The 14,046-nt window shown below is 47.2% G+C and carries 15 protein-coding genes; 5 read left to right on the top strand and 10 right to left on the bottom strand.

Annotation, left to right across the window (positions count from 1 at the left end; translation table 11 throughout):
* Window positions 1–224 precede the first annotated feature (224 nt).
* The 4 genes from AC1S8V_RS29450 to AC1S8V_RS29465 all read right to left on the bottom strand — a co-directional run bounded on the left by AC1S8V_RS29450 (window position 225) and on the right by AC1S8V_RS29465 (window position 4,138).
* Window positions 225–1,274, bottom strand: coding sequence for an ABC transporter substrate-binding protein (locus AC1S8V_RS29450; protein ID WP_482071816.1), 1,050 nt, complete (start codon window positions 1,272–1,274; stop codon window positions 225–227).
* A 49-nt stretch (window positions 1,275–1,323) separates the two neighbouring features.
* Window positions 1,324–2,538 (bottom strand): ABC transporter substrate-binding protein, encoded by a 1,215-nt coding sequence (locus AC1S8V_RS29455; protein WP_482071817.1) that lies wholly within the window; start codon window positions 2,536–2,538, stop codon window positions 1,324–1,326.
* A gap of 305 nt (window positions 2,539–2,843) precedes the next feature.
* Window positions 2,844–3,590 (bottom strand): Bax inhibitor-1/YccA family protein, encoded by a 747-nt coding sequence (locus AC1S8V_RS29460; protein ID WP_482074616.1) that lies wholly within the window; start codon window positions 3,588–3,590, stop codon window positions 2,844–2,846.
* Between the two features lie 191 nt (window positions 3,591–3,781).
* Window positions 3,782–4,138, bottom strand: a complete 357-nt coding sequence (locus AC1S8V_RS29465; protein WP_482071818.1) for a nucleotide excision repair endonuclease — start codon at window positions 4,136–4,138, stop codon at window positions 3,782–3,784.
* A 674-nt stretch (window positions 4,139–4,812) separates the two neighbouring features.
* Here AC1S8V_RS29465 and pdxR point away from each other — a divergent pair.
* From pdxR to AC1S8V_RS29480, 3 genes are read left to right on the top strand one after another with little or no spacing between them, the layout of a single operon-like run.
* Window positions 4,813–6,264, top strand: coding sequence for a MocR-like pyridoxine biosynthesis transcription factor PdxR (gene pdxR, locus AC1S8V_RS29470; RefSeq protein ID WP_482071819.1), 1,452 nt, complete (start codon window positions 4,813–4,815; stop codon window positions 6,262–6,264).
* Window positions 6,265–6,276: 12 nt separating this feature from the next.
* Window positions 6,277–7,197 carry a D-alanine--D-alanine ligase gene (locus AC1S8V_RS29475; RefSeq protein WP_482071820.1) on the top strand — a complete coding sequence of 307 codons (921 nt, stop codon included), beginning with the start codon at window positions 6,277–6,279 and terminating at the stop codon, window positions 7,195–7,197.
* Window positions 7,194–7,652, top strand: a complete 459-nt coding sequence (locus tag AC1S8V_RS29480) for an N-acetyltransferase family protein (protein ID WP_482071821.1) — start codon at window positions 7,194–7,196, stop codon at window positions 7,650–7,652. Before AC1S8V_RS29475 ends, AC1S8V_RS29480 begins: the two co-directional genes overlap by 4 nt.
* Window positions 7,653–7,770: 118 nt before the next feature.
* Here AC1S8V_RS29480 and AC1S8V_RS29485 read toward each other — a convergent pair whose 3' ends face one another.
* From AC1S8V_RS29485 to AC1S8V_RS29500, 4 genes are all read right to left on the bottom strand, one after another.
* Window positions 7,771–8,082, bottom strand: coding sequence for an SDR family oxidoreductase (locus AC1S8V_RS29485; RefSeq protein ID WP_482071822.1), 312 nt, complete (start codon window positions 8,080–8,082; stop codon window positions 7,771–7,773).
* 67 nt (window positions 8,083–8,149) lie between these two features.
* Window positions 8,150–9,658: a copper amine oxidase N-terminal domain-containing protein gene (locus AC1S8V_RS29490; protein ID WP_482071823.1), complete on the bottom strand. Its 1,509-nt coding sequence runs from the start codon at window positions 9,656–9,658 to the stop codon at window positions 8,150–8,152.
* A 182-nt stretch (window positions 9,659–9,840) separates the two neighbouring features.
* Window positions 9,841–9,963 carry a hypothetical protein gene (locus AC1S8V_RS29495; RefSeq protein ID WP_482071824.1) on the bottom strand — a complete coding sequence of 41 codons (123 nt, stop codon included), beginning with the start codon at window positions 9,961–9,963 and terminating at the stop codon, window positions 9,841–9,843.
* Window positions 9,964–10,099: 136 nt separating this feature from the next.
* The gene (locus tag AC1S8V_RS29500) at window positions 10,100–10,567 is read right to left on the bottom strand and encodes a DUF1877 family protein (RefSeq protein WP_482071825.1); all 468 of its coding nucleotides are present in this window, start codon (window positions 10,565–10,567) and stop codon (window positions 10,100–10,102) included.
* A 157-nt stretch (window positions 10,568–10,724) separates the two neighbouring features.
* Between AC1S8V_RS29500 and AC1S8V_RS29505 the strand changes: the two genes are divergently transcribed.
* Entirely contained in the window at window positions 10,725–10,973 is a 249-nt protein-coding gene (locus AC1S8V_RS29505) for a DUF4385 family protein (RefSeq protein WP_482074617.1), read from the top strand.
* Between the two features lie 22 nt (window positions 10,974–10,995).
* Here the strand turns inward: AC1S8V_RS29505 and AC1S8V_RS29510 are convergent, their stop codons facing one another.
* Window positions 10,996–11,811, bottom strand: coding sequence for an SDR family NAD(P)-dependent oxidoreductase (locus AC1S8V_RS29510; protein ID WP_482071826.1), 816 nt, complete (start codon window positions 11,809–11,811; stop codon window positions 10,996–10,998).
* Between the two features lie 250 nt (window positions 11,812–12,061).
* Between AC1S8V_RS29510 and AC1S8V_RS29515 the strand changes: the two genes are divergently transcribed.
* Window positions 12,062–12,721, top strand: a complete 660-nt coding sequence (locus AC1S8V_RS29515; protein ID WP_482071827.1) for a TetR/AcrR family transcriptional regulator — start codon at window positions 12,062–12,064, stop codon at window positions 12,719–12,721.
* 142 nt (window positions 12,722–12,863) lie between these two features.
* On the opposite strand, the gene AC1S8V_RS29520 is transcribed toward AC1S8V_RS29515, so the two are convergent.
* Window positions 12,864–13,916, bottom strand: a complete 1,053-nt coding sequence (locus AC1S8V_RS29520; RefSeq protein WP_482071828.1) for an LLM class flavin-dependent oxidoreductase — start codon at window positions 13,914–13,916, stop codon at window positions 12,864–12,866.
* Between the last annotated feature and the right edge of the window lie 130 nt (window positions 13,917–14,046).

The following is a 14,046-nucleotide window of genomic DNA, read 5'->3' on the forward strand; positions in this document are numbered from 1 at the left end:
CTACACTTTATATATGAGATTGATTCTCATTACCAATTATAAAAGAGTGGATCCGGCTGTCCCATGGACGATATCCAGAAATCATTTTGATTATCTCCATATTTCCATATTGAGGTCATATATTGTTCACGTTCCAATCTAAAAAAAAGCCCCCTCACGGCGTACCCGAAACGCTGGACTTACATCCGGTTCCCGGCACTCCAAAGGGAGCTGTACTATTCAGATTATTGCGTTAACGCTTTGAGCGTATCATCAATGACATGACCGTATGCGATCAGTCCACCACCCAGCCACGGAGCTGGCTCCACAGCGTACACATGCCCTGCTTTCACCGCAGGCATACTGTTCCATACGTTGGTTGCCGTCATTTCCTTCATGCTGCCTGGACCCTGTTCCACGGTGAATATAAAGTCGGCATCAATCTCGGGTAACACCTCGGTGGATACAATGGCACTGTTCTCCGACTCGACCAATGCAGGCTTACCGATTCCCAGTTGTTCATATACGACGTAACCGCTGAAGTAGTTGCCGCCCATCATGCTAATGCCACGCGGGGCAAAACGGATAATGGCTGCTTTTTTGCCTTCGGCCACTTTCGCCAGTTCAGCTTTGGCTGAATCAACCTTGGCATGGTAGGTTTCAATGGCTTTTTCGGCTTCAGCCGTTTTGCCCAGCAGATCACCAATGACCTGCAAAGACTTCTCTACATCACCCGACGCATTCGTGAATACGTAGGTCGGTGCGATCTTCGAATAACTCTCATATACCCCATTCTCGGCGTATTGGGCCGTATGCAAAATAATAAAGTCAGGATTATACGACATCAGTGCTTCTGGCGAAGGCAATCCACTGGAGAAATCAAGTGTAGGCACATCACTGAGTTGATCCTGTAGATAAACATGCCCTTTCGTACCACTCGCCCATTGGGCAACTGGCTTAACACCCAGAGTTAGCAGGGAGTCTTCCAGATACGGTGCAAATACACGCTCTGTACTGGCTGGAACAATTACATCATGTCCCAAGTCATCTTTTACGGTGCGTTCACCCGTCGTTTCTCCCGCTTGCTCTTCCTGCACAACCGTTTCGGCTGAAGCCGGGGTTGAAGTTTCCGTTGCGGGTTGCTCCTCCTGAGCCGATCCTGCATTCTCGGACGCTGCGCCACAGGCAGACAACAGCCCTGTAATTAACAGCAGTAGGATCAGGGCTGAGAGCCGGGCACTGCGGAATTTGCTAACAACGGAACGTTGTCCGGTGCTTTTGATATAGTGAAACATGTGATATCCCCCTTGATAAACATTCTCATTTAGATACAAGGATTATATGTCACGTTGCCTGGGAATCACCATGGACGTTATCCAGATAGATGTTTGGACAATATCCCGTGAAGATCAGTAGCGCTTCATCCAGCATGCGCATCACGCCTACAGCCGAATAATCAAACCAAGGGTCACCCGTGATCAGATGGACCTGGTATTGACGAATGGCCTTGAGATGACGCCATGTAACCGAATGCTGCAAGCTCAGCCAATACGCCCTTGAAGCTGCCTCGGGACACACCATTACGAGAATGCGATCAGGGTTCATTGCAGCGAGCTGCTCCAGCGTTAACGGATTATTGGAACTAAGATCAGAGAATGTGTCCAGTTGCAGCGCTCCATACAACACTTCTTCAATACCCGGATTGCTATAGAGGTACAGACTCTGCCCGTAGATCCGCACGACGACCACTTTCTCCCGGCCCACTTCCCGCTGTACCGATTCACGTGCCTTCTCTGCTCGCTGGTTGTACATGTGTATCCATTGCTCCGCCTGTTCCTCTCGCTCCAGGAATGATCCAATCATGCGCAACTGTGTTCGCCAATCCGAATGATGCTTGGGGACAAAACAACAAGGTGCAATCTCAGCCAATTGGGCCTGATCCTGTTCGCTAATCTGATCTGTACCTACGATGGCATCAGGGCGAATATGAACCAACCGTTCCAGATTGGCCTCAAACCTCCAACTCGTATACGGGTCCGTCAATTTCAGATGGGACTGGATCTCTGTTCGATGTGCATTATAATAATACGCGGTCCATTTGGGATCAATGGGTGCAGCCACGGGGATAACATTGAGTGCCAGAAGCTGTCCAATCACATTGGAGGAGCAGGTGGCAATCCGTTTTCTGGCGTTTTTCGCATAATCCGAAGGAGATACGCCGACTTCCTTTTTAAATTTGCGGCTAAAATAGTATTCGTCACTATATCCCACTCTCAGGGCAATATCGCGAAGTTTATGTCTGGATTCTTTCAAATATCGTTTGGCGCGATTAATGCGCAGATCAGTAAGATACTCCATTGCACTCTGTCCGTACGTTTTCTTGAACAGATCCACGAAATATTTCGGACTGATTCCCGCTTTCGATGCGAGGTCTGCAATGGATAGGGGCTGGTCGTAATGTGTGTCCATGTATGTTTTAACGTTGGCAAGGTCCGTCTTGGGACTGCGGCCGGTAAGAGGCTGGTGCACAGCAATCTGCGAATCATTTTCCAGTAACATGAGGCCACTCCTTTCGATCTGCTTGATCGTCTTGATATATAGCTAAAGATATAGAACCATCCAGCAACTTGTGCAATTCTTAAACGAAAATGATAATCATTATCAATAAAAATACCATAACCATTTCCATACCGTCAATCCAAATATGGTAAAATGTACACATCTCGCGCCTTATTATTTCTTCTCCTACTGTTCAAAAAGTTGCCTATAGACTGCATCTACATATACCAAAAAAGCCAACGACGTGAGTAACACGTGTTAGCTTTTATGAAGTTCAAACTATGATGATAACTCTAACGATAGGATTAATTCCGGCTCCGCAATTTGCCAAGCAGACGGATAATCTCAATGTACAGCCATACCAGCGTCACCATCAATCCAAATGCGCCATACCACTCCATGTACTTGGGCGCACCACGTTCAGCGCCACCTTCGATGAAGTCGAAATCAAGGACCAGATTGAGGGCAGCCACAATGACGATAACGATCGAAATACCGATGCCGATCAAGCTGTTATCATGCAGATAAGGAATCGAAATGCCGAAAAAACTCAGTACAAAGCTCAGCAGATACATGATCATGATACCGCCGGTTGCAGCCACCACACCCAGCTTGAAGTTCTCTGTAGCTTTGATCAATCGGGTTTTGTATGCCATCAGCAGGGCGATGAATACAGCCATGGTTAACAGAGCCGCCTGCAAGGTAATTCCGTTATACAGGGACTCATAGGTTGCTGAGAGTGCCCCCAGGAATAGGCCTTCTGCCACCGCATAGACGGGTACCAGATAAGGTGCCGCTACGGGTTTGAACGAAATGACAAGCGCCAGAATGAAACCAACGATCAATCCGCCATAAGCGAGCGGCATCACTTGTTGTCCGTTAAAGAACATCATCCAGGTTGCAAACGCACTGGCCAGCAGGATCACCAGCGTAATAAACGCTTTATTCACCGTGCCGTTGATCGTCATGTAATTCTGATACCGATCTTCTCCATATCCTCTGTTTTCAAACGTGCTGTCTTTAAGTGTAGGATTACCGCTACGACCGATCAACACAATCACCTCTTCATATGTATTTTGATATATCTGTGATTCTACGTTCTGTAATACTTAATTGAAGCTCTGGTGTTTCTACATTTGTGCCAAGCGAAATGGGATGCAATCCTTCGATTACATCCTTACCCACTGGCGCAACATTTAGGACATATGTCCCAGACATTGCATGTTCATGCTTTTTATGCGTCTTATTTGTACAACACTTTGTCTACATTGTATTTCGCTCGCATCGTGTTAATGATATAGGTCTCGTAAATTTCACGATCTACCGGATCTTCAACCAGGCATACTTCAATCTTCGTTACTTCCTCGCGGTGATTCTTGATTGGTGATACAGTGTCTTCAAAATGCTTTTTGATACGGGGTCTTAATTTTCGTGCTTTCCCGACAAATAACAACTCTCCAGCGCCATTGTAAAACATGAAAATCCCGCCTAGTTCCCGGGTAATCAGGTGAAAATCAGTAAATCCATAAATGTGGCTAAGCTGTGGATCAGCCTGCTTCGTGATGGTTACATCCGGTGTTGGCACGGTAATATTAATCAATAGGCTCACTTCCTCATTATCTATAGGTTTAGATCTTATCACATATTATAAAGGGACACCATTTCATTCTATAAGAAGTACAATTCACGCAATTTTCGCTTTTACGACAAATATTTCAAAAAAAAGGTTAACTTCCCTGATTCAAAGTGGTACTATAGGGGTATGAGGAAGAAATTGGGCACTGAGACATACGTCTTTATATCTACCTTCGTCTATTGTACCCTATGATTGAATATCTTTTTCATGCTGAATTCTGTTACGTGATCACGACAAGAGTACAGTTAGCAAGAACCTTAGCTTATAGATTGTAGATTCACCCTCTATTCGACCCCTGCAGCAAGCAAACGTAGAAAGACCTAGATTCATGATTTCACTGTAGATTTAAGTATCACCTAGAAAGCCTGCAATTATAGCCGTACTGAAGTTAAATAGACACACGTAGAAGGTCAGATAGCTATCGATCCTAGAGAGACTAGTCATGCAATGCAACTGTAGAAATTATAGCAGCAGTACTATAGAAAATGGATCAAGTTTCACCACCCGGCCCTGGCATATTGCCTGGGCTTTTTTGCGTTTACGCGAACAACCAACCACTCCCGCAGGGAAACAGAGGTATCGTGGTTCTTTCTGCCGGGTTTATAATATGGCAAGATACCAGTAGAGGGAGTGATGGGATGTATTCCGATCTGCAACTGACGGAGGACCGCCCTGTATATATACAAGTCAAAGATTATATGAAGCGATTAATGCTCAAAGGTGGCCTGCAAGCCAAACAAAAGCTGCCCTCGACCCGTGAACTCAGTACACTCATGAAGGTTAGTCGCAGCACGGTCCTGCTCGCATACGCCGAGCTTGAAGACGAAGGCCTGATCTATGCAGTCAAAGGCAAGGGCAATTACGTCAGCGCCTCCATCGAAACACCTGAGGCAACAGCGAGCTGGCAACTGGACTGGACGACGGAGGTAAGTGAGTATGCGATCCAGGCAGAGCAGTACGATCTGATGAAGCATGGCTCCGGAGCAGAGCGCGGCGAGATCTCGTTTACCAGCATAGCACCGGATGAGAAGCTGTTCGATCTGCACAACGTGAAGCGGGCTTTTCTTGATCGTATGTCACTTGAAGGCGAAGTACTGCTGAATTACGGATATGCGCAAGGATACAGACCACTGATGAACTATTTACTACGATATATGGAGAACAAGGGTGTCGACCTCCGTGGCAAGGACATCCTGATCACCAACGGATTCACGGAAGGCTTCGATCTGGTTCTTGGAGCGTTACGCAAAAAAAGCGGCAAAGCGCTCTGCGAGAATCCAACGCATCACACGGCGATCAAAAATCTGAAGTTGCACCAGTTCCACCTGACCGGTGTGAACATGGAGCCGGATGGCCTAGACTTGAAGCAACTGGAACATGAACTTGAGGCAAGTCCATATGATCTGGCATATCTCGTGCCATCCTATCACAATCCAACCGGGATTGTGACGTCCCCTGCGAAACGAGTAGAGATCATCCGGTTGATGAACAAGTATCAGGTACCCATCATTGAGGATGGATTCAACGAAGAATTGCGCTATTCCGGTTCCCACGTATCTCCCCTGATCGCCAGCATGGGCAAAGGCAATGGACTGGTGTATCTGGGCAGCTTCTCCAAAGTCCTGTTCCCTGGTCTGCGGGTAGGTTGGATTATTGCGGATGCGGCGCTGATTGATTATCTGGAGAGTATGAAACGGGCACGCAGCATCCATACCTCCACGCTGGACCAATCGTTATTGTATCAATATCTGAGCAACGGTAATTTTGAGAAATATTTGAAGCGAGCTCGTACGGAGTATAAGCGCAAATATGAACTGGTTGTGCGTTGTCTGAAGCAGCATCTGCCAATGTGCCGGATTTCCGGTGCGGGTGGTCTGCATCTGTTCGTGCAGTTCCCGTCCGAATACAGAACCCGTGAACTGCTGGCGGCCTGTAAAGTGAAAGGTGTGACGTTCACACCAGGGGATACCTTTTATCTGGAACCCGGTCAGGGCGTAAACACGATGCGTCTGGGTTTCTCCAGAGTCAGCGATGAGCATATACGTAAAGGCATTCGCATCATTGGCGAGACAGCAGCTCAAATGAGATAAGGAGGATTTCACATGAAGGTTGGCGTGATTATGGGCGGTACATCTTCAGAGCGGGCTATTTCCCTGCTCACCGGACAGGAGATGATCAACCATCTGGATAAGAGTAGATACGAGGTTGTGCCCATTGAGCTGAATACCAAGCGTGATCTGATCGACAAGTCCGCCGGGATCGATGTGGCACTGCTTGCCCTGCATGGCAAATACGGCGAAGACGGTACGGTTCAAGGCACACTGGAATCCCTGGGTATTCCCTACACAGGCTGTGGTGTGCTTGCGAGCAGTGTATGCATGGATAAAGACATGTCCAAACAGCTCATGCAACATGCAGGTGTGCTTACCGGAGAGTGGCTGCGAGTGAGTCATATCGAGGAACTGTCCTCTATTGCTGCTCAACAATTAACGTACCCAGTGGTGGTCAAACCCAATTCAGGCGGTTCCAGCATCGGTACCCAAGTGGTTAAGAAAGCTGCCGCCCTGCCCGCTGCTGTCGAGGCTGCCCTCGCCTGGGATGATACGGTCATGATTGAACAGTATATCGAAGGTGAGGAGATCACCTGTGCCATTCTGGATGGAAAGATGCTGCCGGTGATCTCCATTCGTTCGAACGCCGAGTTTTTCGATTATTCTTCCAAATACGATGACCACGGAGCCGATGAGCAGGTTGTACAATTGCCTGTGGACCTTCACCATCGTGTAGAAGCCGCTGCACTCGCCTGCTATCAGGTGCTCAAATGCAGTGTCTACGCGCGCGTGGATATGATGATTCGCGAAGGCTTGCCTTATGTGCTTGAAGTAAACACACTGCCGGGTCTTACCCGTAACAGTCTGCTGCCCAAAAGTGCAGCCGCTGCAGGTATTTCTTTTGCAGAGCTACTGGATACCATTATTGAACTTTCGTTGAAAGAAAGACCCAAGGAGGATACAACATTATGAGCCTGGATGTGACGATTAGACATAGCTCCACTAGAGATCTGCAAGATATGGTCATTCTGATGGATCAACTCGGTTACCCCACCACTTACGCGGAGATGGAAGAGCGTTATACCCACATCGCTGCAGACGCTAACTTCACCACACTGGTCGCTGAAGCACGAGGTCGCGTAGTTGGATTGATCGGATTACAGACGTCTTATCTGTATGAAAAGAACGGAAGACACTGCCGTATCATGGCATTGGTTGTACATGACCAGTTCAGGGGCTCAGGCATTGGCCGACAGCTCATCCTGGAAGCCGAGCAATGGGCAGCCACGCATGACGTGGATTCCCTGTCTCTGAACAGTGGCAATCGTCCGGAACGTGAAGCTGCGCATGAATTCTATCGCCAGATGGGCTTCACAGCCGGGAGTACCGGATTCAGCAAAAAGCCGCAGATTCTACAGCACAATTAACCTGCGGATGATACGCTATCTGGATTACATGAAAAAGAACGCTCCACTCCGCACATTGGCGGAATAGGGCGTTCTTTGATCTATCTATGTCGCATCGATATATGCTTTGATTATGGGATCAATATTGGGCTGATTGTGCACCAGCAATTGGAATAATGGCTCCATTGATGAAGGGTGATTCGCCAGACAGCAGGAAGGCAACGAGGCGCCCTACTTCCTTCGGTTCACCCAAGCGCTTGGCCGGGTTGTCCTTCACGAACTCTTTGGATGCTGACTCCCAGTCATTCGGATTGATCTGTTTGAACGAACCGATGACCATATCTGTCAGAATGGCCCCGGGTGCCACGGCATTAATACTGATCCCATGCTCGGCGTATTCAATCGCCGCATCCTTGGTCATGCCAAATACCTGCATTGTTGAAAAATGCATGACAAAGAGGAGCACCTCAAATAGGAGGTACTCCCCAATGCATTTAATTACTTTAAGTCATAAGAAATTAAGGACGGTCAATGTAAATCCAGCCTGTTTCTTGTTCTTTATCTACAGTAGCCCCAAGGGATTCAGCCATAAAGCGCAGCGGCACATACGTCTTGCCGTCCTTGCCTACATAGGCGGATTCCAACATGGTCACTTCTTTACCAGCAACGGTTGCCTTCTTGGAACCTACGGTCAGGACAATCTCATCACCAGTGATGTCGTCAATGACAACGATTTGGTTCGAGCCTTTGGTCCATTTCACTTCAGCATCCAATTCTTCAGACACGTAGCGAAGCGGAACAAATGTTGTATTCTTAACAGTGATTGCCCCGGCGTATTCATCATCCGGGAAGAGCACTACACTTTTACTCGTGATCCCAGCTTCATCTTTCAGCAATTGATATGCCAGTGAATTGGAATCAAAATTGCGCAGCATCTGTCCAGGCGTAATATCATCCTTCATCAGATCCATAACGCCGCCGGATACATCCACTTCATCGACTGCAACCGTTCCACCGATATTCCACTGTTCACTGTCTCCACTTACCGTTACGGAGTTCAGCGGCAGATCCGCGGAAGCAGGCAGTGCCACTTTCAGTTCAAAGTTTTGCTTGCGAACATCCAGCTTGCTGTCGAGATAAAAATCCAATTTCAGTTTGGTATCTGTGCCAAAGACCGTTTTGAATTCAGGGGTCTCATTCAACAGGTTATTCAGCTCCTGATCATAATTGACCAGCATGCTGTCCAGTCCTACTTTGATGATGGCATATAGTGACGCAACGGCTTCATCTTTCGATTCAGGAACGATTGAATTCAGCGTTTCATCTCCCCCGCCTTCAACCTCATTCACAGCTTCCAATACAGGATAGAACACATCGTAAAGATCTCCAATCAGGTCTTTCAGTCCTTGCTCATCCTTGGAGATACTCGTCAGGAACGGTTTAACCATGGCAAGCATCTCTTCACCACTAACTTCCAGATGCAGCTTGGAGAGGCTAAGTGCTTCGCCATTCACGGATTCCTGTACAGGTGTTACGGAGATGTTCTTCGGATTGGACAGATGCTTCAGGACAAAAGAGAACAGTTTCGGGGAAAGTTCCTCGAGTTGTTTCTCCAGAGCCTTCGTATCCACCATCGGAAGAGCCTGTGCATCTTGGAATGTATCCAGAGACATGTACAGAGGTTTCTGGGCTCCGTCCAGATCAATGACCAATTGAGACTCATTCATGGACAGGTGGAAAGGTAGCTTCGTTCCCTCCATGCTCAGTGTACCTTTAATCGATGCTGTCTTCGCATCTTTCATTTTGGCTTGATCAATATTCAGGGATATGGAATTAATAAGTTCAATCATTTCAAGGTCTTTCTCTGTAGCAAATTCCTTAGCCGGTTCTATGTTTATATTCATGGATTGTCTGGATTCACCGGACTTGATACTCGCGCCATTAGCCATGGCCTTGCCAACGTCTACTCCACCCACAGCCTGACATCCTGTAAGAACAACCATTAATAATACGAGGGGCACTGCCATCCATTGGACTAACTTCCGATTCTTAATATGAACTCCTCCTTAGAAAAATATGGTTCATTTCCATTATGAAGGCATAGGTAATTCTTGTAAACGGGTTCACTGAAAATACACCAAAAAAGGCCGGAACAAAGTCCGACCTTTGGTAGTTCTATATTTGAGAATTTGGTATTCCGGAATTAGTCTTATTCCTTACCGTCTGCCTGATCTTCATCAGATTCTTCATCTTCCGCAGTTACGGGAGTCTCGAATTGATCCGGCTTGTCCTCTTGAATCGCTTTGTTCTCTTCGTTCTGATCCTGTGTCATATCGCATTCCCTCTCTTCTACCGGATTGTCATGTCATCAAGGCCTGAGCCTTGTGTCTATCAATAACCCGAATAGGCGTAGTTCAAACCTGTCTCAGCGTCAGCCATGCATTTTCCATCATCATTTCAGTGCTCACTTAGAAAACATAAAAGACGATCCCGTTTCCACTTGCAGCCGTTGCCTGAAACAAGGCCTGTATATCATCCACGGTCTGAACAATCTCTTGAAATGTCTCTTCCGCCTCCCAATCTTCCATGACTGGATAGACGCCTTCAGCGATCATCTGGTCCAGACTATACCGTTGCTTTAATTCTTCCGGTGTGAGCTGCTCCAATGCCATGTAGGCCTCCAGCACCTGCTCGTTACTAAGCAAAAATAGATCCATGTCTGAATAATTTCCCACGTATTGCTCACCTGCGAGAGGCACCACATAGCCCAGGGGAGGCTCACCCTGCACCAGATTACCGTTCAGCGTGAATTGAAGCATCTGCCACGTTTTATCAATATCCAGATCAACTGCACAATCATGCACACTGACCTCGCCTGACTTAATGGATTCCATTAGCTCCTTCGTTACCACAAGATATCTGCCGGACATGCCCATACCGTTACCCCTCCTGTGTAATTCTTTCTATTGTTCCCCATTAACCGTGCATGTTGGATCAGAATCGGGGTAAAAAGAAAAAGCATCTTATTCCTGAGCTGAATGCTCTTGTACCATATATAGCACCATAGATATCCCTATCAAGGAGGATGGCTCGATCTTGCCCTATCAGAATGATAAGGTGAAGGCAGAAGCGGCAGCCATATTCAAAGCACAATGGAAGATTGCGAAGACGGATCCAGACTATGTGAAAATGAAGAAGGAGCATCGGGAAAAAATCGATAATGCTGACTTTTTTGCTCTCGACGACATCTCCAAGATCAGCGATGAAGAATTGTATGATCGGCTGCTTACTGAATTTCCAGACTGGATGAAGGAAGCTCGGGCCAAAGGCATCTTGGCCTAAAGCTTTCACCCTATACCACTAATCAGGCTTGTACTTTTTCTGCTTTGCCACCCTTGGAACGTGGACGAAGCATACTTCCTACGATTCGCAACATGGACTTGCGTGGTATGAGGCGGGTGAACTGCGCTGTCCAATAATTCCTGGCCCCCGGCACAGCATAAGGTTTGCCTGACTCCAGTGCCCTCATGGCCACGGCCACGACATGCTCAGGTGTATCACGTTTGCCCACCGAGGCTTCATCAGCACCCACTACATCAAAGAACGAGGTCTCGGTTGAGCCTGGGCATAGTGCCAAAAACTGAACGCCACGCTTCCTGTTTTCTTCGTATAATGCCTCTGTAAAAGAAAGTACAAATGCCTTTGTCGCTCCATACACAGCCATATACGGATCAGGTTGAAAGGCAGCCGTCGACGATACATTAATGACAGCACCATTTCGCTTCTGTAACATGCCTGGCAAGAAAAGATGCGTCATGTTCGTCAAGGCGAGCACGTTCAACATAATCTCCTCCTGTTGCCGGGAACCATCCAGTTGTTCAAATAATCCATGGGTAGCGAATCCCGCATTGTTGATCAGTATATCGATGTGTATCCCCCGATTCTTGCATTCCTCATATACGTTCTGAGGCGCCTCTACTTCGGAGAGATCCGATACGATTACCTCAGCCCTTACTTGATATGTACGTTCTATACGTTCTGCCAATTGATTCAGTTTGGATTCTGTTCTGGCCACCAGCACAATATTTTTACCCTTGGAAGCCATTTCGAGTGCAAAAATTTCCCCAATACCTGAAGAAGCACCTGTAATAAGTACCCATTGATGCTGTTCCTTTATCATCTCTCATCCATCCTCTAAGCATAATTTGAACACTTGTTTTCATAAGGAAACACTGTTTCTGTATAGAATCATCGTAACCAAAATCCATGACGCTGTCAAATGCATTTGTTAAATTTGAATCTGGAACGTGGTGCTCACTTACTAAACTCGGATTAAATTGACGTTATCCGGCGTAAAACAGTAGAATGACCATAAGAAAAGGAAACGTAATTTCTGTTTCAACAACAATACGGTTACGAGGATGAAATCAATGAAGGATCATAATTCAGGTTCCACGGAATCTGCACATACGGTAACAACCTTTCAGGAAGCCAGACTGCAGCACTCGGATAATCTGCGGCAAAATATTGTGCATGCTGCTGCTGCTTTACTGCAAGAGCATGGACCAGAAGCTGTCACAGTACGCCGTGTAGCTGAACGCATGGAGTGCTCTACCAAAATTATATATAACCTCTTCGGCAAAAAAGAAGGATTAGCCAAACATCTGTATTTAGAGGGCTGCTCCCTTATGGCCCAGCGTTTTGAAGCTATGCCCCGGCAGGCATCGTTCGAACAATATTTCCGTGATCTCGCTCACGTCTATTGGGACTTCGGCATTTCTCAATCCAGCTTCTATCAGCTGATGTTTGGAGGGTCTTTTTCCGAATTCAAACCGGATGGAGAGACCTTGCAGGGAACAGCGACTGCATTGAAGCAAGTGTCTGCTTTGGTGGAGATCGCCATTGAACAGGGAATGCTTCAGGTGCAAGATCCCCTGCTTGCGGTACGAATGATCTGGGCTCCTTTACACGGTGTTATTCATCTGTACTTGGGAGGTCATATTGAGAGCGAAGAAGCAGCCAAAACCCTCTATGATCATACATTGTCGATGGTTATACACTCCCTTGTGAGTACATCTGCGAATGGATAAGAATTAAACCTGTGCTGATTTTAGATACTTTTAGAAGATAACGAAAAAGGAGCAGATCCATTGGCGTAATACGCCTAGGACATGCTCCTTTATTTGGTTGACTCTGTCTATAACCATATCGACATTCAGTCGATGAATGTGTTTACTGGTTCTCCGCTTCCCAACGTGCAATTTCCTTGCGTACGATTGGAGCGACTTCTTTGCCAAGCAGTTCGATTGCTCTCATAACCTCGTTGTGCGGCATTGTGCCGAGGGGGGTGTGCAACATGAAGCGGGTAATCCCGACTTCTTTGCGCAGGTAAATAATTTTCTGAGCCACCGTCTCCACATCACCCACGTACAATGCACCTTCCAGGCTACGCGCCGCATCAAATGTTGCACGGCTGTAGTGTCCCCATCCACGTTCACGACCCAGTATGTTCATGACCGCTTGCGCTGGCGGGAAGAATTTCTCCACGGCTTCGTCTGTTGTATCGGCAATGAAGCCATGAGAGTGAGAAGCTACGGTCAACTTGGAAGCATCATGTCCCGCATGTGCAGCTGCTTTCTTGTACAGTTCCACCAGTGGTGCGAATTGCACCGGACGACCACCGATAATGGCAAGCACCAGTGGCAAACCGAGCAGTCCTGCACGAACAACGGATTCCTGATTACCGCCACTGCCAATCCATACCGGAAGTTTTTCCTGTACCGGGCGCGGGTAGATGCCCAGGTTGTTAAAGGAAGGGCGGTGTTTGCCTTCCCAGGTTACTTTTTCCGAATCACGCAGCTTGAGCAGTAGATCCAGTTTCTCGTCGAATAACTCATCGTAGTCGTTCAGATCATAGCCGAACAGTGGGAACGATTCGATAAATGATCCCCGCCCTGCCATAATCTCTGCACGTCCGTTCGAAATGCCGTCTAATGTCGCGAAATCTTGATATACCCGTACCGGATCATGCGATGACAGCACGGTTACCGCACTCGTCAAGCGAATATTCTTGGTCTGTGAAGCTGCGGCAGCCAGAATGACTGCTGGTGATGAAGCGGCGTAGTCGGCACGATGATGTTCTCCCACGCCGTATACATCCAGCCCCACCTGATCTGCCAAAACAATCTCTTCAACGACATCGCGAATGCGCTGCGCATGACTTATAAGTTCTCCTGTTTTTACATCCGGGTTCGTCTCCACAAATGTACTAATTCCGATTTCCATTGTCTGTTCCTCCCTGGTATGAAGCGATCCGTTGTCCATCTAACCTATTGTAAGTAGATCACCTTTTGTTATATATCTTAATATTGAACTATTTTGATGAAAAACACAAGTAGCCCCTGTTTCCAGAGGG

The organism is Paenibacillus sp. B46(2026), from assembly GCF_056786355.1.

Coding starts and splice junctions, on each gene's coding strand:
- AC1S8V_RS29450 (WP_482071816.1), bottom strand. CDS start 1,274: ATGTTTCACTATATCAAAAGCACCGGACAACGTTCCGTTGTTAGCAAA.
- AC1S8V_RS29455 (WP_482071817.1), bottom strand. CDS start 2,538: ATGTTACTGGAAAATGATTCGCAGATTGCTGTGCACCAGCCTCTTACC.
- pdxR (WP_482071819.1), top strand. CDS start 4,813: ATGTATTCCGATCTGCAACTGACGGAGGACCGCCCTGTATATATACAA.
- AC1S8V_RS29475 (WP_482071820.1), top strand. CDS start 6,277: ATGAAGGTTGGCGTGATTATGGGCGGTACATCTTCAGAGCGGGCTATT.
- AC1S8V_RS29480 (WP_482071821.1), top strand. CDS start 7,194: ATGAGCCTGGATGTGACGATTAGACATAGCTCCACTAGAGATCTGCAA.
- AC1S8V_RS29485 (WP_482071822.1), bottom strand. CDS start 8,082: ATGCATTTTTCAACAATGCAGGTATTTGGCATGACCAAGGATGCGGCG.
- AC1S8V_RS29490 (WP_482071823.1), bottom strand. CDS start 9,658: ATGGCAGTGCCCCTCGTATTATTAATGGTTGTTCTTACAGGATGTCAG.
- AC1S8V_RS29495 (WP_482071824.1), bottom strand. CDS start 9,963: ATGACACAGGATCAGAACGAAGAGAACAAAGCGATTCAAGAGGACAAG.
- AC1S8V_RS29500 (WP_482071825.1), bottom strand. CDS start 10,567: ATGGGCATGTCCGGCAGATATCTTGTGGTAACGAAGGAGCTAATGGAA.
- AC1S8V_RS29510 (WP_482071826.1), bottom strand. CDS start 11,811: ATGATAAAGGAACAGCATCAATGGGTACTTATTACAGGTGCTTCTTCA.
- AC1S8V_RS29515 (WP_482071827.1), top strand. CDS start 12,062: ATGAAGGATCATAATTCAGGTTCCACGGAATCTGCACATACGGTAACA.
- AC1S8V_RS29520 (WP_482071828.1), bottom strand. CDS start 13,916: ATGGAAATCGGAATTAGTACATTTGTGGAGACGAACCCGGATGTAAAA.